This is a genomic window from Micromonospora sp. CNZ286, assembly GCF_014207755.1.
In genome coordinates, this window is record NZ_JACHIZ010000001.1 from 4,812,010 (window position 1) to 4,838,110 (window position 26,101).

The 26,101-nt window shown below is 71.6% G+C and carries 25 protein-coding genes; 13 read left to right on the forward strand and 12 right to left on the reverse strand.

Annotated features, from left to right (window positions below; genetic code table 11):
* The first annotated feature begins 41 nt into the window (after positions 1-41).
* The 3 genes from FHX31_RS21005 (at position 42) to FHX31_RS21015 (ending at position 3,103) form a co-directional block, all read left to right on the forward strand.
* Positions 42-1,172, forward strand: a complete 1,131-nt coding sequence (locus tag FHX31_RS21005) for an SPFH domain-containing protein (protein ID WP_184977055.1) — start codon at positions 42-44, stop codon at positions 1,170-1,172.
* The gene (locus FHX31_RS21010; protein ID WP_013285130.1) at positions 1,169-2,257 is read left to right on the forward strand and encodes a TFIIB-type zinc ribbon-containing protein; all 1,089 of its coding nucleotides are present in this window, start codon (positions 1,169-1,171) and stop codon (positions 2,255-2,257) included. Before FHX31_RS21005 ends, FHX31_RS21010 begins: the two co-directional genes overlap by 4 nt.
* A 147-nt stretch (positions 2,258-2,404) precedes the next feature.
* On the forward strand, positions 2,405-3,103 hold the full coding sequence (locus tag FHX31_RS21015; RefSeq protein WP_071096025.1) for a DUF4386 domain-containing protein: 699 nt from the start codon (positions 2,405-2,407) through the stop codon (positions 3,101-3,103).
* Positions 3,104-3,109: 6 nt separating this feature from the next.
* Here the strand turns inward: FHX31_RS21015 and FHX31_RS21020 are convergent, their stop codons facing one another.
* Positions 3,110-3,907, reverse strand: coding sequence for an SDR family NAD(P)-dependent oxidoreductase (locus FHX31_RS21020; RefSeq protein WP_184977056.1), 798 nt, complete (start codon positions 3,905-3,907; stop codon positions 3,110-3,112).
* Positions 3,908-3,994: 87 nt separating this feature from the next.
* Here FHX31_RS21020 and FHX31_RS21025 point away from each other — a divergent pair, with 87 nt between their 5' ends.
* A complete protein-coding gene (locus FHX31_RS21025) occupies positions 3,995-4,846 on the forward strand; it encodes a helix-turn-helix transcriptional regulator (RefSeq protein ID WP_184977057.1) in 852 nt (283 codons plus the stop codon).
* Positions 4,847-4,921: 75 nt separating this feature from the next.
* On the opposite strand, the gene FHX31_RS21030 is transcribed toward FHX31_RS21025, so the two are convergent.
* On the reverse strand, positions 4,922-6,157 hold the full coding sequence (locus FHX31_RS21030; protein ID WP_184977058.1) for a cellulose-binding domain-containing protein: 1,236 nt from the start codon (positions 6,155-6,157) through the stop codon (positions 4,922-4,924).
* A 241-nt stretch (positions 6,158-6,398) separates the two neighbouring features.
* Positions 6,399-7,262, reverse strand: coding sequence for a DUF6745 domain-containing protein (locus tag FHX31_RS21035; RefSeq protein ID WP_071096028.1), 864 nt, complete (start codon positions 7,260-7,262; stop codon positions 6,399-6,401).
* Between the two features lie 152 nt (positions 7,263-7,414).
* On the opposite strand from FHX31_RS21035, the gene FHX31_RS21040 reads away from it, so the two are divergent.
* Positions 7,415-7,876, forward strand: coding sequence for an SRPBCC family protein (locus FHX31_RS21040; RefSeq protein ID WP_030270875.1), 462 nt, complete (start codon positions 7,415-7,417; stop codon positions 7,874-7,876).
* A gap of 46 nt (positions 7,877-7,922) precedes the next feature.
* Here the strand turns inward: FHX31_RS21040 and FHX31_RS21045 are convergent, their stop codons facing one another.
* The 4 genes from FHX31_RS21045 to FHX31_RS21060 all read right to left on the reverse strand — a co-directional run bounded on the left by FHX31_RS21045 (position 7,923) and on the right by FHX31_RS21060 (position 14,330).
* A complete protein-coding gene (locus FHX31_RS21045) occupies positions 7,923-8,615 on the reverse strand; it encodes a hypothetical protein (RefSeq protein ID WP_145752571.1) in 693 nt (230 codons plus the stop codon).
* A gap of 16 nt (positions 8,616-8,631) precedes the next feature.
* On the reverse strand, positions 8,632-10,941 hold the full coding sequence (locus tag FHX31_RS21050) for a NucA/NucB deoxyribonuclease domain-containing protein (RefSeq protein WP_402881794.1): 2,310 nt from the start codon (positions 10,939-10,941) through the stop codon (positions 8,632-8,634).
* Positions 10,942-11,102: 161 nt separating this feature from the next.
* The gene (locus FHX31_RS21055) at positions 11,103-12,962 is read right to left on the reverse strand and encodes an AfsR/SARP family transcriptional regulator (RefSeq protein WP_184977060.1); all 1,860 of its coding nucleotides are present in this window, start codon (positions 12,960-12,962) and stop codon (positions 11,103-11,105) included.
* 189 nt (positions 12,963-13,151) lie between these two features.
* Positions 13,152-14,330, reverse strand: a complete 1,179-nt coding sequence (locus FHX31_RS21060; RefSeq protein WP_184977061.1) for a zinc metalloprotease — start codon at positions 14,328-14,330, stop codon at positions 13,152-13,154.
* A 128-nt stretch (positions 14,331-14,458) separates the two neighbouring features.
* On the opposite strand from FHX31_RS21060, the gene FHX31_RS21065 reads away from it, so the two are divergent.
* The 3 genes from FHX31_RS21065 to FHX31_RS21075 all read left to right on the forward strand — a co-directional run bounded on the left by FHX31_RS21065 (position 14,459) and on the right by FHX31_RS21075 (position 17,212).
* Complete coding sequence (locus tag FHX31_RS21065) at positions 14,459-16,042, forward strand: nucleotidyl transferase AbiEii/AbiGii toxin family protein (protein ID WP_013474624.1); 1,584 nt, start codon at positions 14,459-14,461, stop codon at positions 16,040-16,042.
* A gap of 93 nt (positions 16,043-16,135) precedes the next feature.
* The gene (locus FHX31_RS21070; RefSeq protein WP_047890929.1) at positions 16,136-16,705 is read left to right on the forward strand and encodes a hypothetical protein; all 570 of its coding nucleotides are present in this window, start codon (positions 16,136-16,138) and stop codon (positions 16,703-16,705) included.
* A 102-nt stretch (positions 16,706-16,807) separates the two neighbouring features.
* Positions 16,808-17,212, forward strand: a complete 405-nt coding sequence (locus FHX31_RS21075) for a DoxX family protein (RefSeq protein WP_114919856.1) — start codon at positions 16,808-16,810, stop codon at positions 17,210-17,212.
* Positions 17,213-17,235: 23 nt separating this feature from the next.
* Here the strand turns inward: FHX31_RS21075 and FHX31_RS21080 are convergent, their stop codons facing one another.
* Both FHX31_RS21080 and FHX31_RS21085 read right to left on the reverse strand, forming a co-directional pair.
* On the reverse strand, positions 17,236-18,360 hold the full coding sequence (locus tag FHX31_RS21080; RefSeq protein WP_091329216.1) for a glycoside hydrolase family 53 protein: 1,125 nt from the start codon (positions 18,358-18,360) through the stop codon (positions 17,236-17,238).
* 11 nt (positions 18,361-18,371) lie between these two features.
* Positions 18,372-19,547 carry a cellulose binding domain-containing protein gene (locus tag FHX31_RS21085; protein ID WP_091329217.1) on the reverse strand — a complete coding sequence of 392 codons (1,176 nt, stop codon included), beginning with the start codon at positions 19,545-19,547 and terminating at the stop codon, positions 18,372-18,374.
* A gap of 210 nt (positions 19,548-19,757) precedes the next feature.
* Here FHX31_RS21085 and FHX31_RS21090 point away from each other — a divergent pair, with 210 nt between their 5' ends.
* The 3 genes from FHX31_RS21090 to FHX31_RS21100 all read left to right on the forward strand — a co-directional run bounded on the left by FHX31_RS21090 (position 19,758) and on the right by FHX31_RS21100 (position 21,739).
* The gene (locus FHX31_RS21090; protein WP_091329219.1) at positions 19,758-20,036 is read left to right on the forward strand and encodes an FmdB family zinc ribbon protein; all 279 of its coding nucleotides are present in this window, start codon (positions 19,758-19,760) and stop codon (positions 20,034-20,036) included.
* Between the two features lie 21 nt (positions 20,037-20,057).
* The gene (gene fmdA, locus FHX31_RS21095) at positions 20,058-21,311 is read left to right on the forward strand and encodes a formamidase (RefSeq protein WP_184977062.1); all 1,254 of its coding nucleotides are present in this window, start codon (positions 20,058-20,060) and stop codon (positions 21,309-21,311) included.
* Positions 21,312-21,409: 98 nt separating this feature from the next.
* A complete protein-coding gene (locus FHX31_RS21100; RefSeq protein ID WP_184977063.1) occupies positions 21,410-21,739 on the forward strand; it encodes a cupin domain-containing protein in 330 nt (109 codons plus the stop codon).
* An 86-nt stretch (positions 21,740-21,825) separates the two neighbouring features.
* On the opposite strand, the gene FHX31_RS21105 is transcribed toward FHX31_RS21100, so the two are convergent.
* Both FHX31_RS21105 and FHX31_RS21110 read right to left on the reverse strand, forming a co-directional pair.
* The gene (locus FHX31_RS21105; protein WP_091329221.1) at positions 21,826-22,722 is read right to left on the reverse strand and encodes a hypothetical protein; all 897 of its coding nucleotides are present in this window, start codon (positions 22,720-22,722) and stop codon (positions 21,826-21,828) included.
* Positions 22,719-23,102 carry a PadR family transcriptional regulator gene (locus tag FHX31_RS21110; protein ID WP_030270894.1) on the reverse strand — a complete coding sequence of 128 codons (384 nt, stop codon included), beginning with the start codon at positions 23,100-23,102 and terminating at the stop codon, positions 22,719-22,721. The genes FHX31_RS21105 and FHX31_RS21110 overlap by 4 nt, the downstream gene beginning before the upstream one ends.
* A gap of 91 nt (positions 23,103-23,193) precedes the next feature.
* On the opposite strand from FHX31_RS21110, the gene FHX31_RS21115 reads away from it, so the two are divergent.
* Both FHX31_RS21115 and FHX31_RS21120 read left to right on the forward strand, forming a co-directional pair.
* Entirely contained in the window at positions 23,194-24,441 is a 1,248-nt protein-coding gene (locus FHX31_RS21115; RefSeq protein WP_184977064.1) for an FAD-dependent oxidoreductase, read from the forward strand.
* Between the two features lie 8 nt (positions 24,442-24,449).
* Entirely contained in the window at positions 24,450-24,938 is a 489-nt protein-coding gene (locus FHX31_RS21120) for a MarR family transcriptional regulator (protein WP_225319448.1), read from the forward strand.
* A 17-nt stretch (positions 24,939-24,955) separates the two neighbouring features.
* Here the strand turns inward: FHX31_RS21120 and mraY are convergent, their stop codons facing one another.
* The gene (gene mraY / locus FHX31_RS21125; RefSeq protein WP_013285107.1) at positions 24,956-26,059 is read right to left on the reverse strand and encodes a phospho-N-acetylmuramoyl-pentapeptide-transferase; all 1,104 of its coding nucleotides are present in this window, start codon (positions 26,057-26,059) and stop codon (positions 24,956-24,958) included.
* Between the last annotated feature and the right edge of the window lie 42 nt (positions 26,060-26,101).

Here is a 26,101-nt window from a genome sequence, read left to right on the forward strand (position 1 = left end):
CGCCCGCGACGCCGGAGACCGGCGCCGAGGAAAGGGTTGCGATGGGGCTGATGGACAAGCTCCGGGGCGAACTCATCGACATCATCGAGTGGCTGGACGACAGCCGCGACACGATGGTCTGGCGATTCCCCCGGTATCAGAACGAGATCAAGATGGGCGCCAAACTGGTCGTCCGGGAGTCCCAGACGGCGGTGTTCGTCAACGAGGGGAAGATCGCCGACGTCTTCGAACCCGGGACGTACACGCTGGAGACCCGCAACCTGCCGATCCTGTCCACGCTGAAGGGCTGGAAGTACGGCTTCAACTCGCCGTTCAAGGCCGAGGTGTACTTCGTCAACACCCGGCAGTTCACCGACATGAAGTGGGGCACCCAGAACCCGGTCATCCTGCGCGACGCCGAGTTCGGCGTCGTCCGGGTAAGGGCGTTCGGCGCCTTCGCGGCCCGCGTGGTGGACGCGTCGCGGCTGCTGCGGGAACTGGCCGGCACCGATCCGCAGTTCCGCACCGAGGAGGTGCAGGAATACCTGCGGCAGCTCATGGTGGGACGCCTGGGCGGCGCGCTCGCCACGGCCGGCGTGCCGCTGCTGGACCTCGCCGCGCACCAGGACGCGATCGGCCGGCGGCTGGCCGCCGTGCTGACCGAGGAACTGGCCGAGGTCGGAATCGCGATCCCCAAGTTCGTCATCGAGAACGTGTCGGTGCCGCCGGAGGTCGAGCAGGCGCTGGACAAGCGGACCAGCATGGGCGCGGTCGGCGACCTGGACCGGTACACCCGTTTCCAGGCCGCGAACGCGATGGAGGCCGCGGCGAACAACCCGGGTGGCGAGGCGGGCGCGGGCATCGGCCTGGGCCTGGGCATGGCGATGGGCCAGCAGATGGCTCGGTCGATGGGCGGTGGCGCGGCCACGCACCCGGCCCAGCCCGCCGCCACGCAGCCGGCCGCCGCCGAGCCGCCGCCGCTGCCGGGCCAGGCCCAGTGGTACGTCGGCGTCGGCGGCCAGCGGCAGGGCCCGTACGACCTCGGCGCGCTGGCCGAGCAGGCGAACGCGGGCGCGCTCGGCGCGGACACGCTCGTCTGGCGTACCGGGATGGCGCAGTGGCAGCCCGCCGGGCAGGTGCCCGAGCTGGCGTCGGTGCTCGCCAGCGTCCCGCCGCCGCTGCCGCCGCAATGAGCGACACGGCTGTCTCGCCGCCCTCCTACCAGTGCGGGGGGTGCGGCGCCCGGGTCGAGTTCGCGCCCGGCACGACCGCGCTGAGCTGCCCGTACTGCGGGCACCGGCAGGAGATCGCCGGCGCCGGCCGGGAGGTACGTGAGCACGCGTACGCGGAACTGGCGTCGCTGCCCCGCAAGCCGGTGGCGAGCGTCGGGGCGCACACGTTCGTCTGCCCGGGCTGCGGCGCCCGGACGGAGAGCGACGCGCTGGCGCAGCGCTGCCAGTTCTGCGCGGCTCCCCTGGTGGCCGACGCCGGGGCGGGTGAGCTGATCGCGCCGGAGGCGGTGCTGCCGTTCGCCGTCGACCGCAACGGTGTGCGGACGGCCCTGGGCCAGTGGTGCCGCAGCCGCTGGTTCGCGCCCGGGAGCCTGAAGAAGATCAGCGAGGCGGAGACGCTCAAGGGCACGTACCTGCCGCACTGGACGTTCGACGCGCGGACCGTGTCGGACTACCAGGGTCAGCGGGGCGAGCACTACTACGTCACCGAGACGTACACGGTGACAGTCGACGGCAGGCAGGAGACGCGGACCCGGCAGGTGCGGCACACCCGGTGGCATCCGGCCGCCGGCACCGTACGCCGGGACTTCGACGACGTGCTGGTGCCGGCCACCACCCACCTGCCCACCGAGCAGTTGGACAAGCTGGCGCCGTGGCCGCTGACCGAGGCGGCCGCGTACCACGGCGACTACCTGGCCGGATATCAGGCGCTGCGGTACGACACCGAGCCCGAGGCGGGCCTGACCGAGGCGAAGGCGCGGATGGCGCCGGTCATCGAGGGGGACTGCCGGTCGGACATCGGCGGTGACGAGCAGCGGGTGTCCGCCGTGGACACCACGTACTCCGACGTGTCGTACAAGCTGGTCCTGCTGCCGGTGTGGATCGCCGCGTACCTGCACGCGGGCCGGTCGTACCAGGTTCTGGTGAACGCGCGGACCGGTGAGGTCATCGGCGAGCGTCCCTACAGCACGGCGAAGATCGTGGCGGCGGTGCTGGCCGCGCTGGCGCTCGTCGCGCTCGTGGTGGCGTACGCGATGAGCCGCTGACGCGCACGGGCCACCGGTGTGCCGCACCGGTGGCCCGTGCGCATCGCGCGAGGTGACTGCCCGAGCGGCCGATGTGCCGCCGCGCGGGTCCACAGCAGAGTGAGGGCATCACCACCATCGGCCGGGCGGCGACGGAGGGAAGCCCCGATGGACTCACTGCGGAAGACCTCGCTGGTCGCGGGCGGCGCCTATCTGCTCACCTTCGTCTCGATCCCCACCGTGGCCCTGTACGCCCCGGTCCGCGAGTCGGACTACGTCCTCGGCACCACCTCGCAGGCTCCGGTCGTCCTCGGCGGCGTCCTGGAGATGATCGTCGCGCTCGCCTGCATCGGCACCTCCGTCGCGCTGTACCCGGTGCTCACGCGCCAGGGTCCGGCCCGGGCGCTGGGCTTCGTCGGCGCCCGGGTGCTCGAAGCCGCGGGCATCCTCGTCGGCGTCGCGAGCATCCTGACGCTCGTCGCGCTGCGGGAGTCCGACGCCGGACCGGACGCGCTCGTCACCGGACGCGCGCTCGTCGCGTTCTACGACTCGGTCTTCCTGCTCAGCCAGGGCTTCCTGCCCGCCGTGAACGCGCTGCTGCTGGGCACCCTGCTCTACCAGTCCCGCCTCGTGCCGCGCGTGCTGCCGGTGCTCGGGCTCGTCGGCGCGCCACTGCTCGTCGCCTCCGACCTGGGCACCCTGTTCGGCGCGTGGGACCGGCTGTCAGCGGTGGCGGCGGTCGCCGCGCTCCCCATCGCGGTGTGGGAGTTCTCGCTCGGCGTCTACCTGGTCGTCAAGGGCTTCCGGCCCTCCCCCGTGACGGACGGCGCGGTCGAGCCCCGTCCGGTCCAGGACGCCACCGTCTGAGCCGGGTCAGGCCCGCGCGCCGCCGTCGACCCGCAGCACCGTACCGGTGACGAAGGAGGCGCGGTCGCTGAGCAGCCAGGCGGCGGCCTGGGCGATCTCGTCCGGTTCGGCGGCCCGGCGCAACGGGCTGGCGGCCGCGAGCCGGTCGATGATGCCGGGCGACTCCGCGTCCCAGGAGCGCATCATCTCGGTGAGCGTGCTGCCCGGGGCGATCGCGTTGACGCGGATGCCCTCCGGCCCGTAGGTGATCGCCGCGGACTCGGTGAGGCTGTTCACCGCGCGCTTCATCGCCCCGTACGCGGGCAGTGCGGGGTTGCCCATCAGGCTGCCGACGCTGGAGTTGTTGACGATCGCGCCGGTGCCCGCCGTGGCCCGGATCGCGGCGACCTCGGCGACCATGGCGAGCCACGGTCCCTTGAGGTTGACGGTGTAGACGTGGTCGAAGTCGTCTTCGCGTACCCGGTCCATCGGTCCGGGCGGCACGATCGTCGCGCCGTTGTTGAAGGCGACGTCGAGGCGGCCGTACACCTCGACCGTGCGGTCGACGGCGGCGCGCACGCTGGCCGCGTCGGCCAGGTCGCAGACCACGTACTCGGCGGTGCCGCCGGCGGCCCGGACCTGCTCGGTGACCGCCTTCAACTGCTCCTCGGTCCGGGCGGCGAGCAGCACCCGGGCACCCTCGGCGGCGAACAGCCGGGCCGCCGCGGCGCCGATGCCGCGCCCGGCGCCGGTGATGAAGGCGACCTTGCCGGCCAGCAGGCCGACGGTCGGGTGGACGATCGTGTCGGTTCGTGTGGTGTCCATGCCGGCAAGCCTGCGTCCGGTCGCGGAGCCCATCCAGGTACCGCCGGTACCTGGATACGCGCCGCCGCACGAGGGCACACTGGGGTCGTGGACCGACGTGAGCTGGCAGTGTTCCTGCGCAGCAGGCGGGAGCGGATCACCCCGGCCGACGTGGGCCTGCCGGCCGGACGGCGTCGCCGCACCCCGGGACTGCGCCGCGAGGAGGCGGCGCGGCTGGCGTTCATCTCCACCGAGTACTACACCCGGCTGGAGCAGGGCCGGGGTCCGCGTCCGTCGCGGGAGGTGCTGGCCGGGCTGGCCCGCGCGCTGCGGCTGTCCGACGCCGAATGCGACCACCTCCACCACCTGGCCGGGGCGCCGCCCGCGCCGCCGTCCGGGCCACCCCGGGAGGTACGGCAGAGCGTACTGGACCTGCTGCACCGGCTGCCGCAGGCGGCGGCGTTCGTGACCTCGGCGGCGTTCGAGGTGATCGCCTGGAACGACCTCGCGGCGGCGCTCATGGAGGACTTCTCCGCAGTGCCCCGGCGGGACCGCAACCTGGTCCGCCGGGCGTTCCTCGGCCCGCACCTGCACGGCGCGGGGCTGTACGACGTGTCGGACGTGGGCGAGTTCGCCCGCCACTCGGTCGGGCGGTTTCGTGCCGCGGCGGCCCGCTATCCGGACGACCCGGAGATGGCCGCGCTGATCGCGGAGCTGCTCGCCGGGAGCGAGGAGTTCGCCCGCCTGTGGGCCTCCCACGAGGTGGGCGGCGCGCGGACGCTGTGCAAGACGTTCCGGCACCCGCTGGTCGGGCCGGTGACTGTCAACTGCGACGTCCTCGACATCACCGACCGCGACCAGCAGGTGGTCATCTACACCGCCACGCCCGGCTCACCGTCGGAGGAGGCGCTGCGGCTGCTCTCCGTGATCGGCACCCAGCGGATGACTGTCGAGCACTGAGCCGCCCGCCCTCGGTGGAACGCCATGGGTGTCCGCGCTCCCGTTCGACACCCATGACGTTCCACTCGCGGTGGGTCAGCAGCCGATCCGGGTGGAGCCCATCGCCACGTCGTCGTACCAGAGGGTGTCGGCGCCGCCGCCGTAGCTCTCCCAGCCCAGCTTCAGGTCGGTGAGCTGCGGTCGCCAGGTGCGGTTGTACCACTGGCCGTCGATGTCGTGCGTCGGCACGCCGTCGGCGGTCAGCCCGGTCACGGCGACACCGTCCAGCCACGTACGCAACTGGCCGGCGGAGCCGTCCACGATGAACTCCAGGCAGGCCCAGCGGTTGGTGGGCAGCGGCACGCTCTGCGCCACCCCGGCCGGGCTCTGCTCGGGCAGCGTGGCGTCGTCGGAGGCACGGTTCCACTGGAGCGCGCCGTTCTGGCCGCCCAGCCGCAGGTCCCGGTTGCCGTCGGCGGCGTCGGACATGGTGATCATCGTGGTGTGGTCGGTGGGCTGGGCGGTGGTGTGCCGGACCCAGATCCGGGCGTACCTGACGCTGCCCAGGCCGCTGAGGTTCTTCGTGGTCCGGACGAACACGTGGTTGCAGTACCCGGCGGCACCGTTGATCCGGACCGCGCGGCTGCCGCTGTGCGTGGTGGTCGTGTCGATGGAGGCCGTGCCGGCGCCGGAACAGTCCGGGCTCACCACGCTCCAGTCACCCGACGGCGTCGAGCCGGTCTGGTTCTCGAAGCCGTCGCACAGCACCGCCCCCGCACACCCGCTCGGCGGCGGCGTGGTCGGCGGCGGCGTCGTGGGAGGTGGCGTCGTGGGCGGCGGGGTGGTCGGTGGAGCAGTCGTGGGTGGGGCGGTGGTCGGCACCGCCGTGGTGGGCGGCGGCGTGGTCGGGCCGGTGCCGTTGCACGGTATGCCGTTCAGGCTGAACCCGGTCGGCGCGCCGCCGGCGGTGCCGTACGTGCCCTGCACGCCGAACTCGGTCGAGCCGCCAGCCGGGATGCTGCCGTTGTACGACATGTTGCGGGCGGTCACCGTCGACCCGGACTGGCTCACAGTGGCGTTCCAGCCGTTCGTGACGCGCTCGTCCCCGGCGTACGTCCAGGTGACCGTCCAACTGGAGACGGCGGTGTCACCCGGTGACACCTTGATGTTCGCGGTGAACCCGCCGGGCCACTGGTTGGGTGTGTAGTCGACCCGGCAGCCCTGTGCGGCTGCGGCCGGGCCGGTGAGCAGGGCCGTACCGGCCGCGGTGACGGCGGCCAGCGCGGCGACGGCCGCCACGAGCGGGGCGGGGCGGGCACGGAGAATCGTCATGGGAAGTCCTTCGGCGTCGGACAGGGCGCAGCGGCGCGCGTCGTCGTCGGACGCGGCGGTGCGCGAGGATGCGGCGCGGCGGTGCGCCACGGTGAGTGGTCGATGCGTACGACCGATGTGCCCGGCTCGAAAGGCGGCCCGGTCAGCCGCCGAGGTCCGGTCTGCGGACCTCGGCGGCGCCCGAGCCCAATCTATTTACCGTCGCCTATCCAATCAAGGTCTCCGCCCGCGCGGATGCCCGTCATCCCGGATCGGCGCCCACGCCGCTCAGCAGCGGTTGCCAGCCGTCGCGGTAGCGCACACCGCCGGGTCGCAGCCGGACCCGGTCGTGCGGCGTACCGGGGACCGGCTCGATCCGGATCACCTGTGGCCGGTCCACCACGACGCAGACCTCCTCCCCCGGCCACCACCAGCCGCAGGAGCGGGCCAGGTCGGCCCAGGTGTCCAGGTGTCCGGCCTCGTCCGGCCCGTACCGGGCGAGGCCGAGCCGGCGCAGCACGTCGTAGTAGGCGATCCAGGACGCGTCCTGCTGCCCGTACCAGCACACGGGCACCGGGCCGTCGCCCGCGAGCGCCGCACGCACCGGCAGGTAGAACCCGTGCGCGAGGCTGCGGTGCAGCGCCGCGCGTACCCCCTGGTGCAGGACGACGGCGAGCGGTACGCCGCCGTCGAACGCCCGCTGCGGCGCCAGCTCGGGCCACGGCTCCTTGGCCTTACCCCTGCGTGCGGGTGACAGCTCGGGATCGGTGTGCACGACGCCCGCGCTGAGCGCGCCCCGGAGCTGGGACACGACCATGGCGATGTCGCTCGCCAGCATCGGTGTCCGGGGCGGCCGTACCGCCCGGATGCGCTCGTGGAGCCGGTCGAGTGTGGGCCAGCCGCTGACCAGAGGCAGTGCCTTCGCCGGCGAGTCGACCCATTCGAAGCGGGGTCGCGGCCGCGACGCCCTCGCGTAGACGGCGGTCAGGCAGCGCTCGGCGGTGGGCTTGTCGGCCGGCTGTGTGGACAGGGCGTGGTCGAGCCATTCCTGGCGGATCCGGACCGCCTGCTGCCACAGGTCGTGCGGGGTCTTCGCGGCGTCGTCGCGCCGCGTGGGGGCGCTCATCGCGCCGGGGCGTCGCCGCCCTTCCGGTAGGAGATCATGGAACGACTCTGACCCATGTCGCGGCACCGCTCAAGCGAATTCCGTACCGTGGCCGAATCCGCAGTGCCCGGCCAGGAGAGAAGGGAACACCGCTGCCCGTGGACAGTGACCGCTTGACCCGACCCCCTGTCATCACCGCGCAGATGCTCATCCGCCGGCCCGCCGCCGAGGTCTTCGAGGCGTTCGCCGACCCGGCGGTGACCACGAGGTTCTGGTTCACCAGGAGCAGCGGCCGGCTGGAACCCGGCGCCGTCGTCACCTGGGATTGGGAGATGTACGGCGTCTCCACCGTCGTCACCGTCAAGGACGTGGAGGAGAACCGCCGCATCCTGGCCGAGTGGGATCCGGAGTCCCCCACCCAGGTCGAGTGGCGGTTCCTGCCGGGTGAGGACGACACCACGCTGGTCCGGATCACCGAGACGGGCTTCGCCGGCACCGCCGACCAGGCCGTGAGCAGGGCGATCGACTCGATGGGCGGGTTCACCATGGTCCTCTGCGCCTGCAAGGCGCTGCTGGAGCAGGGTGTGCTGCTGAACGCCGTCGGCGACGCCCACCCGGCCGGATTCGAGGACTGACCGCGGCTGCGGTGGGTGGGCCGGGGCCCACCCACCGCAGGCCGGTCTAGCTGCCGAGCGTGGCCTTCGCCGCGTCGATGGCGTCGAGCAGCCGTTCCTGGTGCTCGAAGCCGTCGTCGTCGATCACAGGGCTCGCCCCGCATTCACGCTGCCGCGCGTGCAGCAGCGTCTCGTCCACCGGAGTCACCGGGAAGGCCAGCGGGTCGAGGCCGGGTGCCCCGTCCGCGTCCTCGACGACGAGCCACTTGTTCGCCTCGTCGTAGCGGACCACACCGGCGGCGATTCCCCTGGTCCACTGGTCGAAGAGGACGGCCAGGCTGGGGGCGGCACGGACCGACTCCCAGGCGTCCTCCCCGACCGGGTAGCGCCAGATCTCCCCCTTGTGCTCGCCCGCGAGGACGAACGTGTAGAGCAGGAAGTCGAAGTGGAACAGGGGTAGTTGCTGCCGCCAGGGGAACGGCGTGCCGATCGACAGCCCCAGGTAGTCGAGCGCGTCCCCACCGTCCGGCCACGGCATCCGCCATCCGCCGTTCGGGAGCAACCGCGCGTCCGGCCAGCGCTGCGACTGCAACCAGGCCAGCTGATCCGCGACGTGGTCCACGTCGAAGATCCGGCGCACCCGGTCCGGCGGCGGCCCGGCCGGCGACTCGCCCGAATCGGGCCAGTCGAGGCCGGCAGCAGTCGCCGCGACGCGGTACTCCCGCACCGCTTCGCGCAGTACGCGCATGTCGTCGAGCATCAGGAGGCTCCTCGGCTCACGGTGCCACGGGCGTCATGCACAGGCTAGCCCCGCCGCCGCTGAGCTTGAAGGCGAAGCTCGGGCCGCCGGCCTCGACCCACGGCTTCACCGGCAGCACGACGAACTTGGTCTTGTCGCTCACCTTGCACTTGCCGTAGAACGCGTTGATGTCGTTGGCCTGCGGAAGCGACTCGGCTGTCGACACCAGCTTCAGGCTGGCGACCTGGCCGGTCAGGTCGACCGCCTGGTCGGTCGACCAGAACGGGAACTCGTCGCAGGTCTGCCCGGAAACCCGTACGTCGCACGCGTTCGGTTTGAACGCCGCGGTGCCGAACCAGCCGCGGCTGTGGCCCTTGGCGCGCGCCGCCTGCCCGCCGGCGCTTCGCGCCGGGTAGAACCACACCGCCCGGGTCGGCGGCTGCGGATATCCGCCGTCGCCCATCGCCGCCACGATGTGCTTGCCGGTCTCGGTCATGTCGGCGCCCTTGTAGTTCTTGGCCCCGGGTACGTAGACGATGATGTCGTCGTCGCATCCGGCCTTGCCCTGGGTGCCGCGCTGCGCCGTACATGCCTGGTCGATGATCCGCTTGAGGCGCGCGTCCTCCGTGGAGTCCCAGGCGAAGGGCAGGTTGCGCTGGTTCGCCACCAGCTTCGTCGTCTTGATGACCTCGGCGTAGACCTTCAGGCTGTTGTACCACTCGCCCTCGTCCAGGCCCCAGTTGTCGAACTGCTCGAAGTCGACGTCGTGCGAGATCGGGTACTCGATGAGCCCGTTGACGCCGATGGTGCCGGGGAAGAGGATGGCGAGCAGCGTGCCCAGCGCGGCCCCGAGGCCGAGGCCGCCGAGGCCGACGACCCACCACGAGATGCTGGCGGCGGCTACCGGGGCGACCGCGGCCGCCGCGGCCGTCTCCGCGACGGGAGCGATGAGCGTCGCGCAGGCGCCGCTGCTCAGACACCAGGCGATCGGCACCACAGCCGCCTGCAACAGCAGCGGCCGGGGCTGCGTGTCGTCGATCGACGAGATGACCGGACCGCGGCCGGAGGGAGCGATGGCGAACAGCGTGCGGGTGAGGTCGTCCGCACAGTCGACGAGCTTCTCGCCGGACGGTGGCAGGACGGCGTCGAGGCAGCTGGTGTCGGCTGCGCGGTAACAGCCGAGGAAGATCTGCGTGGCGCCGGAGGGCACCGGCACACTCGCACGCGAGCTGGCCGCGATGTAGATGTCACCACCGGCGCCCGCGCATTGCGACGCTTCACTGGCGGTGGCCTGCGTGACCGCCGGCGACAACTCGTCCACGTGGATCATCGTGGTGAAGTCGCCGGCGAGTTCCCGCACCACAGTGCCGTCGGCGCTCAGCGCCTCCACCCGGAAGGCGTACGGCGTGTACTCCTCGAGCGGCTCGATCGGGAGCTTGATGACGCTGTCCGCCGTACACGGGCTGGCCACGTTGCCGTTGCCGTCCTCGCAGAGCTGGTCTCGCTCGAAGTGGTCGTAGATCTCGCCGTCGAGGTAGGCGCGGTAGCTCGCCTCGGTGGCCGGGTTCGGGTGCCAGCTGGCCATGGCGCCGCCCTCGTCCGGGTCCAGGGTCAGGCCGGCGTCCACGTCGGGCGGCGGCGGCAGGGCGTCGGTCGTGAAGGACGTCGTGGCGGGCGTCTTCGACCGGTTGCCGGCCAGGTCGACGGCGACCACGGAGACCGTGTGGTTGCTGGACGGCTGGAGTCCGGTGATCGAGTACGAGCGGGTGCCGACCGTGGTCCGGTGCGGGGTGCCCCCGTCGACGGTGACCTCGTATCCGGCGAGACCGTAGTTGTCGGTCGCGGCACCCCAGGTCACCTTGGCGCCGGTGGCCGTGATCGTGCCGACCGCCAGGTTCGGAACGTTGCTCGGCGGGATCAGGTCCAGCACGGTGATGTCGCGCAGGATCCGTGCGTAGCGGCCGGGTTCGCGCTGGGCACGGGTGCAGACCTTCACCGGACCCAGTCGCGGTGGGCGCATGCTGGCGGTCCAGGAGGCCGACCAGTCCGTGACGCCCTCCGGCGGCGGGCCGTAGGTGAAGCTGGTCGAGGTGGTCTTCTCGACCGAGACGTCCACCATCGTGGCCTGCTTGTGCACGTAGCCGCTGACGGCGATCCTGCCGTTCGCGTCGACCGCGACCTCCGACCCGGCTGCCGGTCCTTCGAGGCGGATGGACGCGTGGTTGACGTCGTCCGGCACGGACGGGTCGGCGCATGCCGGCAGTTGCGCCTCGGTGACGACCTGGGCGGATGCCGGCTGGCTGATCATGCTGAGCGGGAGGAGGATCGCGACGGCGAATGCCGTCATGCGTATGGACCGACTGAAATAGCGATGACGTCTGTAGCCTGACATGCCGCCCCGTCTCACTGAGATTGGTCGATGACGAGCGGAGCCTGTCACGGCGATCTATATTCGAGATACTTTGTCGTCTACGCTCGCCGGACGACCCGAGCGGTCGGCAGAATCGATCACCCGGACCGGGACGACAACGTGAGGAACGGGTTCCCCCGAACGAGCCGCGACGCCGGCCCGGACGGCACTGTCGACAATTCGGCGGCGTAATCCCTGACCAGCGCCGGCAGCCGGTAGCGGGCTGCACCGTCCCGGGCGACCAGGTGCGCATCGACCAGGCCTTCCATGGCCCGCCTGATCCGTTCGGTGGACTCGCCGAGTTCCGCCGCGGCACGGTCCACCGCCGCCGGAGCCTCCGGGCAGGCGGCGAGAAGCTCGAACAGCCGGCCGGCCACCTCGTCCTCCGAGGCAACACCCGCGACGGCGGCGGCCAGGCTCGCTCGTACGGACAGGTCGTCGTAACTCAGCAGATCCAGCGTGCTCCCTCCCGCTGTGAGTTCGCCGACCAGCGCGGCCACCGGCATCCCCGGCCACGTCGCCAGTCTCGAGCCGGCGACCCGCAGCGCCAGCACCGATCCGGCACACAGGCCGATCAGCTCGGCTGTCGCGCCCGGATCCGCGGCCAGCCGTTCCGGACCGGCGAGCGCGGCCAGCAGTTCCCGGGCGCCGGGTTCGGCCAACGGCGACAGGGCGACCCGCCGTACACCGTCGAGGTTGCCCAGAGCGCGCCGGGCCACGGCGATCAGGGCAGGACCGGGACTGGCGGGCAGTAGGGGCCGCACCTGGGCCGCGCCGGTGACGCCGTCGAGGACCAGCAGCAGCCGGCGTCCGGCGGTGAGCGAGCGCAGGCGCCCGGCGCGCTCGTCGGCGCTGTCGGGCATGTCGCCCGCCGCGACGCCGAGCGCGCGCAGCACCCGGGCCAGCAACTCCGCCGGGGTGACCGAGGCCCGGTACGCGACGTCGACGAAGATCTGCCCGTCGGTGAACTCACCGGCCACCGCGTGGGCCGCGTGTACGGCGAGCCCGGTCTTGCCGCTTCCCGGCGGGCCCGTGACGACCACGACAGCGGGTGCGCGGCCCGTCGCTCCCGTGCTGACCTCCCCCGCTTCCCTGGTGCGCCCGACGAAGGTGACCAGATCCGGTGGCAGCTCCCGGGGCACCGTCCGGCCGGTCTCGGCGGCGGGAGCCGGATCGGCGGCCGACGGTGCCGCGATCACCGGCGGCGGCCGGGTGTACGAGACGTCCGGCGCCCGTTCCAGGATCGCCCGGTGCAGGGCGGCCAGTTCCTCGCCCGGCTCGATGCCGAGGTGCTGGTCCAGCCGGGCGCGCGCGTCCCGGTAGGCGGCCAGTGCGGCCGGCACCTCACCGCAGCGGTACAGCGCGAGCATCAGCTGCCCCCACGCCCGTTCCCGCAACGGGTACGCGGCCAGATGCTCACGCAGCCCGGGTAGCAGCTCGGCATGCCGGCCGACCGCCAGGCGGGCATCGGTCAGCACCTCGAACACCTGAAGCCGCTGCTCCTCCAGGCTCGCCCAGCGGTTGTCGAGCGTGGTGCCGGTCGGCAGCCCTTCGCCCGCCGCGCCGCGCCACAACGCGAGCGCGGCGCCGAGCGCGGGAACGGCGTCGAGCGCATACCCCCTGACCAGTGCCGTGCGGCCGTTCTCCGCCAGCCGGTGGAACTCCGTGACATCCAGCTCGTCGGGCTGCATCCGCAGCTCGTACGCGTTCGGACGCGTCACCAGCCGGTCGCCCACCATCCGGCGCAGCGCCGCCGCGTGCGAACGCAGGTTGGCCGTCGCCGAAGGCGGGGGGACGTCGGACCAGACCATGGCGGCCAGCCGGTCCAGGGACACCGACCGGTTCGCCGCCAGCGCGAGCCCGGCGAGCACGGCCCGCCGCTTTCCCGGTCCCGGCGCGACGCGCCGGCCGCCGACCCGCAGCTCGACAGGACCCAGAAGCCGAATGTCCAATTGCATCCCGTCGCTCCCCCGTCGAACTCCGAGGCCGCCCACAGTAGGCGGCCCCGCAGATCAGGACAAGGCATTTCGATAAGGACCAAATGTGACGGGAATCAATGCAAGTAGCGGTGTGTCGACGTAACGGAAACACCGCAGAAAACGCCCGACTAGATCATGACGGCGACGAGCCACCGGCTCGTCGAGCGGTCAGGCGCCGGCCATCGGTGCCGGCGCGAACATGGGCGGCGCCGGATCGGCTGCCCGGATCGCGGCCACGAGCTGTGCCAGTTGCGGGTAGCCCCCGGCCGCGCGGAGAAGGTGATCCGCCTCGGCGGGGTTCCCGAGATACGACTCGGCGGCCGCACGCAGAAGAAGCGCGACGGCGCAGAGGTCGCGCGACTCGGCGCCGGGACGGACGTCGAGAAGCAGCGATCGCGCATCCTCGGGCCGCTGGTTGAGCAGGTGAGCCAGGCTCATCACGATCCGGGCGGACAACGCTCGCGGCTGCGTCCGGACGGCGATCCGGGCGAGTTCCGAGATCTCCCGCACCTCCCGGCGTTCCACCGGCGCGCCGGTCACCACCGCGGCGTACAGGTACCACATTCCGAACTGGAGGCTCAGCATCTGGCCGATCGCCGCGGCGGCCGCGGGATCGGTGCCGCCCGCGCGAGCCAGCGCCGCGAGCCGCTCGGCCTCCTCGACCAGATCCGCCGACTGCGTGTGTCCCGCGCTCAATCTCTGCTGGTAGGCAGCGAGGGCCAGGAGCGGATCGCTGCCGTCGCGGGCCTGAATCCCGACCCGGTGGACGTCACCACCCGCTCGGGCGACCGCCCGCAGCGCCCTGACCACCTCCTCCTGGTAGTAGCCGGCCCGCAGCCCTTCACGGGCGGCTGCCGGAGACCGGAGCCAGCGGAGCAGGTTGTGGCCGTCGCTGTGGGTCGAACGCCCCGGAACGAGGTTGGTCAGGCCGAGCAGCGCCCCGACGAACGCGGCGCCGAGCAGCGTCAACCGCGTCAACGCCGTACCGGTGGACGCCGACGCGACGACGAGTGCCGTCGCGGCGCACAGGTTGGCCAGCGGGCCACCGAGATAGAACAGCACCATCCGCAGCGGTAACGCCGTCATCGACGGCGAAGGGCGGACCGACACCTCGTTGCGCCAGCCGTTGAAGGGCGCGACACGGACCGCGATGACCGGCAGGCGCAGCAGCTTCGCCACGACGAGGTGACCGCACTCGTGCAGGACGAGGTGCAGCCACAACGACACGCAGGTGAGGCCGGCGGCGACGATCGCATCCATCACCGACTCGGTGACGAGCAGCGCGAACGCCGTCGCCTCCACCGCCAGGAGGAGTGACACGGCGACCAGCCGACGGCGGACCTTCACCAGGAGATGGTACGGCCGGACAGGCGGCGGCAGTGGGACACGCGCGCTCACGCCCGGCACAACCACGACCCGACGGTACGGCCGTAGAGCCGCGGCCCGGGCTGGACGGCGTGTCGTAGGCTTCGCCGGTGCTTGAGGTGTCGGGGGACTTCGAAATCCATGTGACGGCCCAGCCGCACGACGCGGAGAGGCTGTCCGCCCTCGCCGCGCGGCGCGGGCTGAAGTTCGTCCACATCGTCCTCGACCAGGGTGCCTACACCTCCCAGCCGATGCTCACGCTGACCGGGCGGGGCACGCACGCCGAGCAGCAGGCCGCGGCAGAGCGCCTGCAGGGCGAGGTGGAGGCGTCCGGGATCCACGTGTGCCGCACGAAGATCGAAGTGGCGCCGTGGGCTGCCGGTGTGCCGAAGTCGGACGAGGAGGCCGCGGCGGAGCCGGCCGCCCGCTACTTCGAGCATCACGTCAAACTGCTGCTGGCCGGGCCGACGGTGGCGCGGACACTGGCGCTCACCAGCCTGGTCGAGCCGCACGGGGCACGGCTGTCCCGCAACGCACGCCGGGTACGCGCCGACGGTGTGCAGGAGCGGTTCGTCACCCAGCGCTGCTACCGTGTCGGGCTCGCCACGGCCGGGCAGCGCCTGGAGGCCCTCGTCGCGGCCGTGTCCGCCGCCGGCTTCGAGATCGCCGCGGTGGAGCAGGAGTACGTGGTGTTCGACAGCGGACCGGTCCGCGACCTCGGCTGGCTGGACCCGCCCGGGAGCCCGGAGAAGACGCGGCCCAGCGACTGGGTGACGGAGCGCGAGAACACCATGCGGTCCGCGCCTGCCCGGTCCCGGGGCTTCCCGCCGACCTACCAGCCGCTGCCCGCCGACGCTCCCGTCCGCCAGCGCGCCGCGTTCGATCCCGCCCTCAAGCAGTACCCGAACGCGTACCGCGCCGGTGAGCCGGACTTCCTCGTGCCCGAGACCGGCCGGCGGTGGAGCGCCGCCCGGCGTACCGCGCTCACCGGCGTGCTTGCGGCGATCGCGGCGGCCCCCGTGGGCCGCCACCTGGTGCTGCGGGGTAGTGCGCTGATGCCGGTCCAGGTCGGCGCCGCCGCACGCGAGCCCGGCGATCTGGACTTCGTCGTCGTCCCGCACACGGTCACCAGCGGCAGCGACGAGGCCCGTACGCTGCTCGACGCCGTCAAGGCCGCCCTCCGGAGCGTGCCGGACGCCGGCCTGCGACCGGACCGGATCAGCGAGGCGGCCATCTGGACGTACGAGCGGGCCGACGGCCGCCGCCTCGTCGTCCCGTTCGGCATCGCCGGAGCGCCGGACGGCCACGTACAGATCGATATCGTCTTCGGCGAGGAGCTGCCGCTCCCGCCGGAGACGGTGATGCTCCCCGGTGTCGCCGTTGCGGTGCTCGCCGCGCCCGCGGCGCTGGCGCTCGCCTGGAAGCTGCTGTGGCTGGCCACCGACGCGTACGCGCAGGGCAAGGACCTGTACGACGCGGTCCTGCTGGCTGAGACCACGAGCGTGGACCGGGATCTCGTCCGCCGCCTGATGCGGCCGGAGCTGGGCGCCGAGGCGGACGGCTTCAGCGCCGAGGACGTGCTGACGTGGAGCATCGACTGGGACAACTTCGTCGACGAGTACCCCGGGATCGAGGGAACCGAAGAGCAGTGGACGAGGCGGCTGGCTTTGGCCCTCGAACGCGCCTGGGGATAGCCGTACCGCGTAGCGGCGCGGACAACCGTCGGCCTGAATTCGAAGAAGGAGGCCCGGCTCGACCAGTTGCCGCCGAATGACACTCTTGCGCCGATGGACGCGTTCATCTCACAGTTACCGGCGTTGCTCGGCGTCGTTGTCGGTGCCATGGGCACAGGCCTGGTGGCCTTCCTGTCCGCCAGAAGCCAGTGGAGGCGCGGCCAGGCCGTGCGGTGGGACGAACGACGACTGGAGGCATACAGCGAGTTCGCCCAGGTACTGAAGGAGATTCAGGCGATATCGCTGAAGGTGCTGGCTACCGCGGCCGGGGACAAGTACCGCTCGGGACTGAACGAAGCAGAGGCTTTTCCTCGGCTCGCCGAGGCCGACATCAGGCACACCCTCGTCTGGGAGAGCCTCTTGCTGCTCGGGGACGCTTCCACCGTCGTCGCCGCACAGGACTGGCGAGAGGCAGTCTGGCGACTCGAACACCGAGCCCGTGGCGTCGACGAGAACTCCGAGCCGTTACTGGAGCTGGTCCAGCAGGCGAACGCGAGTCGGGATCGCTTCTATCATGCCGCTCGGCGCGGCCTCGGCGTAGGCGGCGGATCGGTCGCTCAATCCGACCGCCTACAGCGACGCCTCGCCTCCGAAAACCACGAGCCTCCGTCCCCAATCAGCTGAGCCGGCCAGACCTCGCGATGAGTTCAGTCGCCTCCGCCGGTCTGACCTGGTGTATCCGATCGGATGCGGGAAACCGGCAGACCGCCAGGAGGGACGAGAACCATGACCGTCGTCGACACCACTCACCCGCCCGTCGCGCGCGGGTTGCACCGGACGCTGTGGGCGCTGCAAATCGTCCTCGGGGTCTTCCTCATCGTCGCCTCCGCCGGCCCCAAGCTGTTCGGCGAGACGAACGCGGTCCAGACCTTCGAGGACATGGGAGCCGCACCCTGGTTCCGTTATCTCGTCGGTCTGCTGGAACTGGCCGGTGGCATCGGGCTGCTCGTGCCTCGGCTGGCCGGCCTGGCCGCCGTCGGGCTCGCGCTGCTCATGGTCGGCGCCGCCGTCACCCAGGCGTTCATCCTGCACGGCGGCGCGCTGGTGCTCACGCCCGTGGTGCTGTTCGCGCTGTTCGTGTTCATCGCGTGGGGCCGCCGCCACTCGATCCGCTCGCTCCTCGGGCGCTGATCAGGGGTGCGCCGGCCGGCCCGTCAGGGCGTCCAGCGCACCCCCGGGTTCACCCGCCCGGACCAGTCGAAGACGGCCATGTTGTCCCACTGGTTCCCGGTGCCGTTGATGTTCGCCGGATCCCAGCCGTTGCCGCTGACGGCGTACCAGGTCGGTTCCCAGTAGAAGACACCGACGGCGCCGGCGTTGCGGGCGGTGTTCTGGACCCAGTCGAACTCCTGGGCCTGCCCGGCCCAGGTCGCGCCAATGCCGTCGCAGGTCGCGTCGCCGATGGCGTTCGGCTCGCTGTCCGCGTTGTCCCGGGTGAAGGGGTACGCGGTCTCCACGATCACCACCGGCTTCCCGTAGCGGTTCCGCAGGTCGACGATGTTGTTGTAGAGGTTCGCCAGGCTGCCGTGCCACATGCAGTAGTACGACAGGGCGGTCATGTCCCACTGCACGCCCTGGGCGCGGATGCCGTCGTAGAACCACCGGGCGTTGGCGTTGCTGTCGGCGTTCGCGGTGTGGATCATCACGGGGATGCCGCCGCCGCAGGCCTTCACCGCGTTGTAGCCCTGCTTCAGCAGGCCGGCCAGCGGGGCGAAGTCGTTGTTGACGACCTTCCCCTCGTTCCACAGCATCCCGACGTTGATCTCGTTGCCGATCTGCACGCTGTCCGGCAGGGTGCCCTGCCCGCGGAGGGCGGCGCAGACGTCGTAGGTGAACGCGTACACGTCGTTGCGCAACTGGCTCAGGCTGTGCCCGGCCCAGGCCGCGGGCTTGTACTGCTTGCCCGGGTCGGCCCAGGTGTCGGAGTAGTGGAAGTCGATCAGCACCTTGAGGCCCTTGGCCTTCGCCACGCGCGCCTGGGCCAGCACCCTGCTCTTGTTGTTGTAGCCGCTGGCCGGGTTGTTCCACACGCGCAGCCGGACGTAGTTGAGGCCGACGGACCTGAGGATGTCCAGCGGGTCACGCGCCACCCCGCCTGCGTCGTAGTACTTCGCGCCCAGATCCAGGCTGCGCTGCAACGAGGAGACGTCGGCGCCCCGCATGCTGAGCGTGTTCGCGGCGGCGACGGGCGCGGGCGTACCCCCGAATGTGGTGGTGACGGCGAGGGCGACGGCCGTGACGGCCCCGGCGAGGGCGCGGCGGCGGTGGGGTGTGCTCACGAGACTTCCTCTCAGCCGACAGTGCAGGGGGCGCCGTTGAGCGAGAAACCGGTCGGCGGCGCGTCGCTCGCACTCCACCGCCCCTGGAAGCCGAAGGTCGCGGAGCCGTTCGGCGCGATGACGCGGTTCCAGTCGGCGTTGCGGGCGGTCACGGCGGCGCCGGTCTGGCCGACTGTGGCGTTCCACGCGGTGGTGACGTGCTGGTCCCCCGGGAAGCTGAAGGTGACGATCCAGCCGTCGACCGACGTCGTCCCGGTGTTCTGGACCGTCACCGCGGCCACGAAACCGCCGGGCCACTCGGACTGGTTCCGGTAGGTCACCCGGCAGGTCGAAGGCGGCGGGGGCGGCGGCGTGGACGTCGTCGGCAGTGTGACCGTGTTGGACGCGATCGACACGTTGCCGGCCGCGTCCCGGGCCCGCACGTAGTACAGGTTGCGCAGCGGCGTCGACGGGGGCAGCAGCGCCGTGTACGTGGTCCCCGGCACGGTGGCGACTCGGGTCGAGGTGAACCAGCCGTCGAACCGGTAGACGTCGTACCCGAGCACGCCGGCGTCGTCGGTCGACGGCGACCAGGACAGCGTGGCGGTCGAGGCGGTCACCTCGCCGACTGTGAGGTTCTGCGGCGCGCTCGGCGGGGTGGTGTCCGGGCCGGTGTCGGTCACCGGGGTGACCACCGTCAGCGCGTCGGTGGACGGCGATCGGCGCCCGGACCCGTCCCGGGCCGACACCCGGAACGAGTACTGCCGGCCCGGCTGGATGTAGCCGGTGATCGTGGTGGTGGTGACGTCGCCGAGGCTGATGCCGTAGACCACGTCGTCGAACGCCTGGTAGTAGGTGACGTCGTACCCGGCGACGGGGCAACAGCCGGGCCTGGCGGCCGTCCAGGTGAGGGTGACCGACGTGGTCCGTACCTGGGTGGCGGTCAGGTTCGTGGGCGCGCTCGGCGGGAACGGCGTGGTGCTGGGCGTGCTGGGCGTCGAGGTGGGCGGCGCCGCCGTCCCGGTCGGCTCCGCGGCGGGCACCGCTGCGCCGCCGGGCGCCGGGGCGACAGCGGGGTACGCGGTGCCGGCGTCCGCCGACGGCGCGACGGTCAGAGCGGCACCGAGCACTGCCGTGGACAGCACGACCGCGGCCGTCAGACCCGGCCGCAGACGGCGGAACAGCAAGGACGAGAAGACGGCAGCCATAGGTCGACAATGCCCGCCATACATCGATGATCGCCAACGTGTCCCACACCTCGGCCGGTGCCACGGCCCCGCAGGCCGCCGCGAGGCGCGACCTCCGCTTCATTCGTCGTTTTGCGCCGCTTATGTCAGCAATCGGTCACAATCGGATAGACAGGGTGAGCCGCTGCGGAACGGCCACCGCACGCACGAAAGGCTGGACGGGAAGCGGCGATGGCCACCTTCGAGTACCGCTGCCCGCAGGACGGCAGCTTCGACGTCGTGATGCCGGTCGGCACCGCGGGCCCGTCGACGAACTGCCCCCGGTGCGGGTTCCCGGCGACACGGGTGTTCTCCGCGCCACGGTTCACCCGCATACCGGCGGCGCTGCGCGAGGCCGTGGACCGGACCGAGCGCAGCGCGGAACAGCCGGAGGTGGTCGGGCGGGTGCCCGGCCGTCGCCCGGCGCGTCACTCGACGAACCCGGCCCACGCCCGCCTGCCCCGATGGTGACCACGAGAAGGGCTCAACGCCGTGCCTGAACTGCTGTTCCCCCTCGACTCCACGAAGAGGTTCACCGACCAGGAGAAGGTCGGGCACAACCGCTGGCATCCCGACATCCCGCCCGTGGCGACGGTACGGCCCGGACAGTCGTTCCGTGTCCACTGCCGCGAGTGGTTCGACGGCGCGATCCACAACGACGACTCCGCCGAGGACATCCGGGACGCTCCGCTGACCCGGGTCCACGCTCTCAGCGGCCCGTTCGCAGTCGAGGGCGCCGAGCCGGGCGACCTGCTCATGGTCGACATCCTCGACATGGGCCCCATCCCGCAGGAGTCCGGTCCGCTGGCCGGCCAGGGCTGGGGTTACACGGGCATCTTCCCCACCGGCAACGGCGGCGGCTTCCTGACCGAGCAATTCCCCGACGCCTACAAGGCGGTCTGGGACTTCACCGGCCACAAGGCCACCTCACGGCACATCCCCGGGGTCTCGTTCACCGGGATCTCCCACCCGGGGCTGATGGGCACCGCCCCGTCCGCGTCGCTGCTGGCGACCTGGAACCAGCGGGAGGGGGCGCTGATCGCCACCGCGCCCGACCGGGTGCCGCCCCTGGCCCTGCCCCCCGAGCCGCAGGACGCGATCCTCGGCAGCCTCACCGGCGCCGACTTCGACCGGGTCGCTGCGGAGGCGGCGCGGACCGCTCCGCCCCGGGAGAACGGCGGGAACCAGGACATCAAGAACTTCACCGTCGGCAGCCGGGTCTTCTACCCGGTGTACGTGACGGGAGCCAACCTGTCCCTCGGCGACCTGCACTTCTCGCAGGGCGACGGGGAGATCACCTTCTGCGGCGCCATCGAGATGGGCGGCTTCGTCGACCTGCACGTAGACCTGATCAAGAACGGCATGCAGACGTACGGCGTCGCCGAGAACACGATCTTCATTCCGGGCGACACCCCGCCCCAGTTCTCCCAGTGGCTGGCCTTCTCCGGGCTCTCGGTCACCCTCGACGGCGAACAGCGGTACCTCGACTCGCAGCTCGCCTACCAGCGCGCCTGCCTGCACGCCATCGACTACCTGACCCGCTTCGGCTACCAGCCGGAACAGGCATACCTGCTGCTCGGTGCCGCACCCATCGAGGGCCGGCTCTCCGGCGTGGTGGACATCCCCAACTCCTGCGCGACCGTCTACCTGCCCACCGAGATCTTCGACTTCGACATCCGCCCCTCGGCTTCCGGTCCGACCCGGATCGATCCGGGCAAGGGCGCCCCGAAGGCCACCATGCCGTAGGCAGGTGCCCCTGAGGGCCGGCGGTTCGGCGACGGGCGGCCGCGCTACGGTTCCCGGACGAGGATCGCGCCCGGCGCGACGAGGAGAGGGGACACCTCATGCAGAAGTCATCCCTGACCGCACTGGCCCGCGAGCAGCTGAAGCTCGCGCACGGCTCCTCCAGCGGCCGCAGCAGCTCCACCGTCTACGGCGGTCACGAGCACAGGCTCCGACAGACGCTGATCGCGCTGACCGCCGGGCAGATGCTCAGCGAGCACGAGAATCCCGGCGAGGCCACCGTCCACGTCCTGCACGGCCGGGTCCGGCTCGGCGCCGGCGAGACGTCCTGGGACGGCGCACCCGGCGATCTGCTGATCGTGCCGGACCGCCGGCACACGCTGGAGGCGCTCGTAGACTCAGCGGTGCTGCTCACCGTCGCCAAGCGCTGACGACCGCACGCGTCCTCATCGGGCTTCGATGACGGAGGTGGCCCCCGCCGGGCGGTCCGGCCGGGGCCGGGCCGCCCGTCCGCCGGTCAGGCGCGGGTGCGCTGCCGCAACCGGGTCGAGACGATCGCGCCGACCGCCATGAGGACCGCGACGGCCAGGGACGGCAGGGCGTCCGGCCGGCGCAGCAGTTCTTCCGTCAACCCGGCGTTGTCCAGCTGGTGGACCGTGCCCAGCAGGAGGGTCGGGACGACCGCGATCAGCAGTCGCTGGTCGGCGGTCGCCACCCACAGGAAGGCGGCCACCCCGGCGATCACCATGGCGGCGGCGACGATCCGCGGGACCGCGTCGACCATGCGGAGGCCACCCGCGGGGATCAGATGCAGGGCGAGGATTCCGGCGGTGACCAGGACGGCGTTGGCGCGAGGTGCCGGCGGCACGTCCGCCGGCCGCCGCAGGCCCAGCACGATCAGCGGCGTGGCGACAACCGGCGCCCACCACTGCGGCAGGCCGTTGAGGAACAGGTACGGGGAGATCAGGCTCGGCACCACCGCCCCGGCAACAGCCAGGACGGCGGCGGTGCGGGCACGGCCGGCGACGAGCGCCACCAGCGCCGCGATCAGCACGACCTCGTGGACGCCCTGATTGCGCAGGATGGTCACCGGGTCCGAGAGTCCGCCGTACCGGAACGCCTCGACGATGTCGTCCAAGCCGATGAGGACGCCCAGCGCCAGCACCGCCAGGGCGCCGAGGTGGATGCCCTGCCAGAACAGCACGGCAGTGGGACGGGCCGCGGCGCTGCCGCCGTACACCCGCAGGCCGCCCCGGAGGAGCGAGACCGCCTCCCGGGCGCTGGGCCAGCGACGGGTGGTGGGTTCGTCCCCGATCAACGTGTCGATCAGTTCGTCGGCGCGTTCCCGGCGGTAGCCGGCCGGGTAGGCCCGCAGCAGCATGCGGTAACGCCTCTCCAGGACATCGGAACTCATGCTGGTCTGATCCTCACGGTAGAAGGTTGACGGGCACTTGCCTGCGATGCGACCCGGCGCGGCAGGCGGTCCATGACCACCCGGGCGGCCTGGGCGAGCCGGTCGGCCTCCTCGGTGAGTACGCGGCAGCCCTCGTCGGTGAGCCGGTAGTAGCGACGGGCACGCCCGTTGACGATCTCCTCACCGTCGGCGGCGACGAGTTCCTCGCCGAGCAGCCGGTCGATCACCGAGTACAGCGATCCGGCAGCGAGGGTCACCCGCCCGTCGGACAGCTCGGTCACCCTCTTGATCACGGCGTAACCGTGGAGCGGCCCACTGAGCAGGGCAGCGAGGACGAAGTACGACGGTTCCCGTAGCGCGGGACGCGAAGCAGATCCCATGAGCCGAATATACAACCAACTTGAGTATCAGTCCAAGATGACTGTTCACAGTGGCCATTGCCCAAATCATCTTAATGATTAAGGTAATCGGATGAGCACATCGACCGACTTCTCAGTGGCGATCGCCGGCGCCGGCCTCTCCGGCCTCTGCCTGGCCCAGTACCTGACGCGCGCCGGCATCGACGTGCACGTCTACGAGCGGGATCCCGGCCCCTTCGTCCGGCGGCAGGGCTACCGGATCATCCTCGACCGGTACGGGCTGGCGGCGCTGCGCGAGAGCCTGCCCCGCCCGCTGTACCGCCTGGCGCTGGCCACCGGCGACGAGCCCGGCGGGCACCTGCGCTTCACCGACAGACGGCTGCGGGACGCCTTCACGATCACCTTCAAGGACGACCCGCACGAGACCCGCCAGGTGGACCGGCTGACCCTGCGGTCGATCCTGCAGTCCGGGCTGGACGGGCGCATCCACTACGGCAGGGCCGCCGTCGCGGTGGACAACGGCGGTCCGGCCGGGCTGCGGCTGCGGTTCTCCGACGGCAGCGCCGCCGCGGCGACAGTCGTGGTGGGCGCGGAGGGCGTCGGCTCGGCGCTGCGCGCGCAGCTCATGCCGGACGCCGACCCGGCGGACACTCCGATGGCGGGCATCTACGGCCGGTCGCCGTTGTGGCGCGACGGCGCAAGCGTCATCCCGGACGCGCTGCGTACCAGCGGAGTCCTGTCCATCGCCGACCGGCCCGGCAGCGCCTTCTTCTTCACCTCAATGCGGTTCGGCGAGAGCCCGCGGGAGGCGTTCTCGCGCCTGGCTCCGGGCAGCTACGCCCCCACCGGCGACGACTACGTCATGTGGGCACTGCTGCTCGGGCGGGACGAGCTGCCTCAAGGCGTCCGCGGGGACCTGCGGGCGCTGTGGCACGTGGCGGCCCGGATGAGCATCGACTTCCACCCGCTCGTCCGGCGGCTGGTCGACACGGCGGAACTGGACGCAACTGTGCTCAACCTGTTCGCCACCGGCCGGCGCCCGCACCGGTGGGCGGTGCCCCGGGCGACGATGATGGGCGATGCCGTACACGTCATGCCGCCGTTCGGCGCTCATGGCGGCAACACCGCGCTGCGCGACGCCGCACTGCTCGGCCACCGGCTGGTCGAGGCCCGGCGGAACGGCACATCCGTGGAGGAGGCGATCGCCGGATACCAGGACGAGATGGTGCCGTACGCCTTCCACGCCGTCGACAACGCCGCGAGGCTGATGCACCGCCTCACCGGTGGCGCCGCCGCACCGCACTGGGTGCTCACCCGCGTGCTACCTCGGCTGCACCGGGTCACAGTGCCGGAGGCATGATTGCCCGCGTGTCCCACGATTCGGCCCGCGCCTCCGCGATCGCCGACCTCATGCGCGCCGGGCGGGAGACGTCGCGGCTGTCCATGGTGTTCCGGTACGCCATCGCGGAGCGGCTGGGCCTCGCCGTGAGCGACCTGGAGTGCCTCGACTACCTGGCGGACATCGGCTCCGCCACCGCGGGGCAGATCGCCGAGCGGACCAACCTCACCACCGGTGCGGTCACCAGCATGCTCCGCCGGCTCCAGCAGGCCGGCTACGTGACGACCGAGCGCGACCCGGCAGACCGGCGGCGGGTCGTCGTCACCATACGGCCGGAGCGGATCGCCGACCTGGAGCGGCCGTACGAGCGTTTCGCCGAGCGGGCGGAACGGCTCGTCGAGGGCTACAGCGCCGAGGAGGTCAGGCTGCTGGTCCGGCACCACGACCGCCTCCAGGCGATGTACCTCGCCGAGTTGGACCACCTCCGCGACGGCGACACCGCCCAGCGGTCCACCTGAACCGGCGTCTCCTGTCGCTATCCCACGGTCGCCAGGAAGTCCGAGTAGAACAGGCCCAGGCCGGCCGCGACGCAGACACCGGCCACGATCCAGAAGCGGACCACGATGGTGGACTCGCTCCAGCCGGCCAGCTCGAAGTGGTGGTGCAACGGCACCATCCGGAAGACCCGCTTGCCGGTGGTCCGGAACGAGACGATCTGGATCACCCAGGTCGTGGTGATGATGACGAAGAGCCCACCGATCAGGATCGAGAGCAGCGTCGTACGGGTCACCACCGCGAGCCCGCCGATCAGGCCGCCCAGCCCGAGCGCGCCCACGTCACCCATGAAGATCCGGGCCGGGGACGTGTTCCACCACAGGAAGCCCACACAGGCACCGGCCGCGGCTGCCGCGATCATGGCGATCTCCAGCGGATCGCGGACCTGGTAGCAGTACTCGTTCACGCGGGCGTACCCGTCGTCGGCGCACCAGTGCCGGTACTGCCAGAAGCCGATCAGCGAGTACGCGCCGAGCACCAGGATCGACGCGCCGGTGGCCAGGCCGTCGAGGCCGTCGGTGAGGTTCACACCGTTGGACATCGCCGTGATCACGAAGATGAAGACCATGACCGCGCCGACCTTGCCGACGTCCAGCCAGCTGATGTCGCGGATGAGCGAGATGTGCTCGCTGGCCACGGTCTGGCCGTTGGTGCTGGGCACGTACAGCGCGGCCACGCCGAACCCGCCGCCGACGAGCGCCTGGCCGAGCAGCTTGCCCTTGGCGGACAGCCCGTCGGAGTTGCGCCGGCGCACCTTGAGGAAGTCGTCGAAGAATCCGACCGCGCCGCAGAAGACGAACAACCCGAGCAGCACCAGGGCCGTCATGGTGGGCCCCTCCTGCGCGATCTGCCGTTCGGGCAGGGTGGTCAGGGCGAGATGCCCGGCGACGTACGCGAGGACCGTCGCCACGATGAAGACGACGCCGCCCATCGTGGGCGTACCCTTCTTTCCCTCGTTGCTGGCGAGCCCGATCGACCGGATCGGCTGACCGGCCTTCAGCGCGCTGAAGACGCGAATCGCCACCGGCGTGCCGAACAGGGAGATCACGAACGCGACAGCGGCCGCGACGATGACCGCCCTCACGGACGGCCCACAAAGTCATCGATCACGACACGTGAGCTTGCC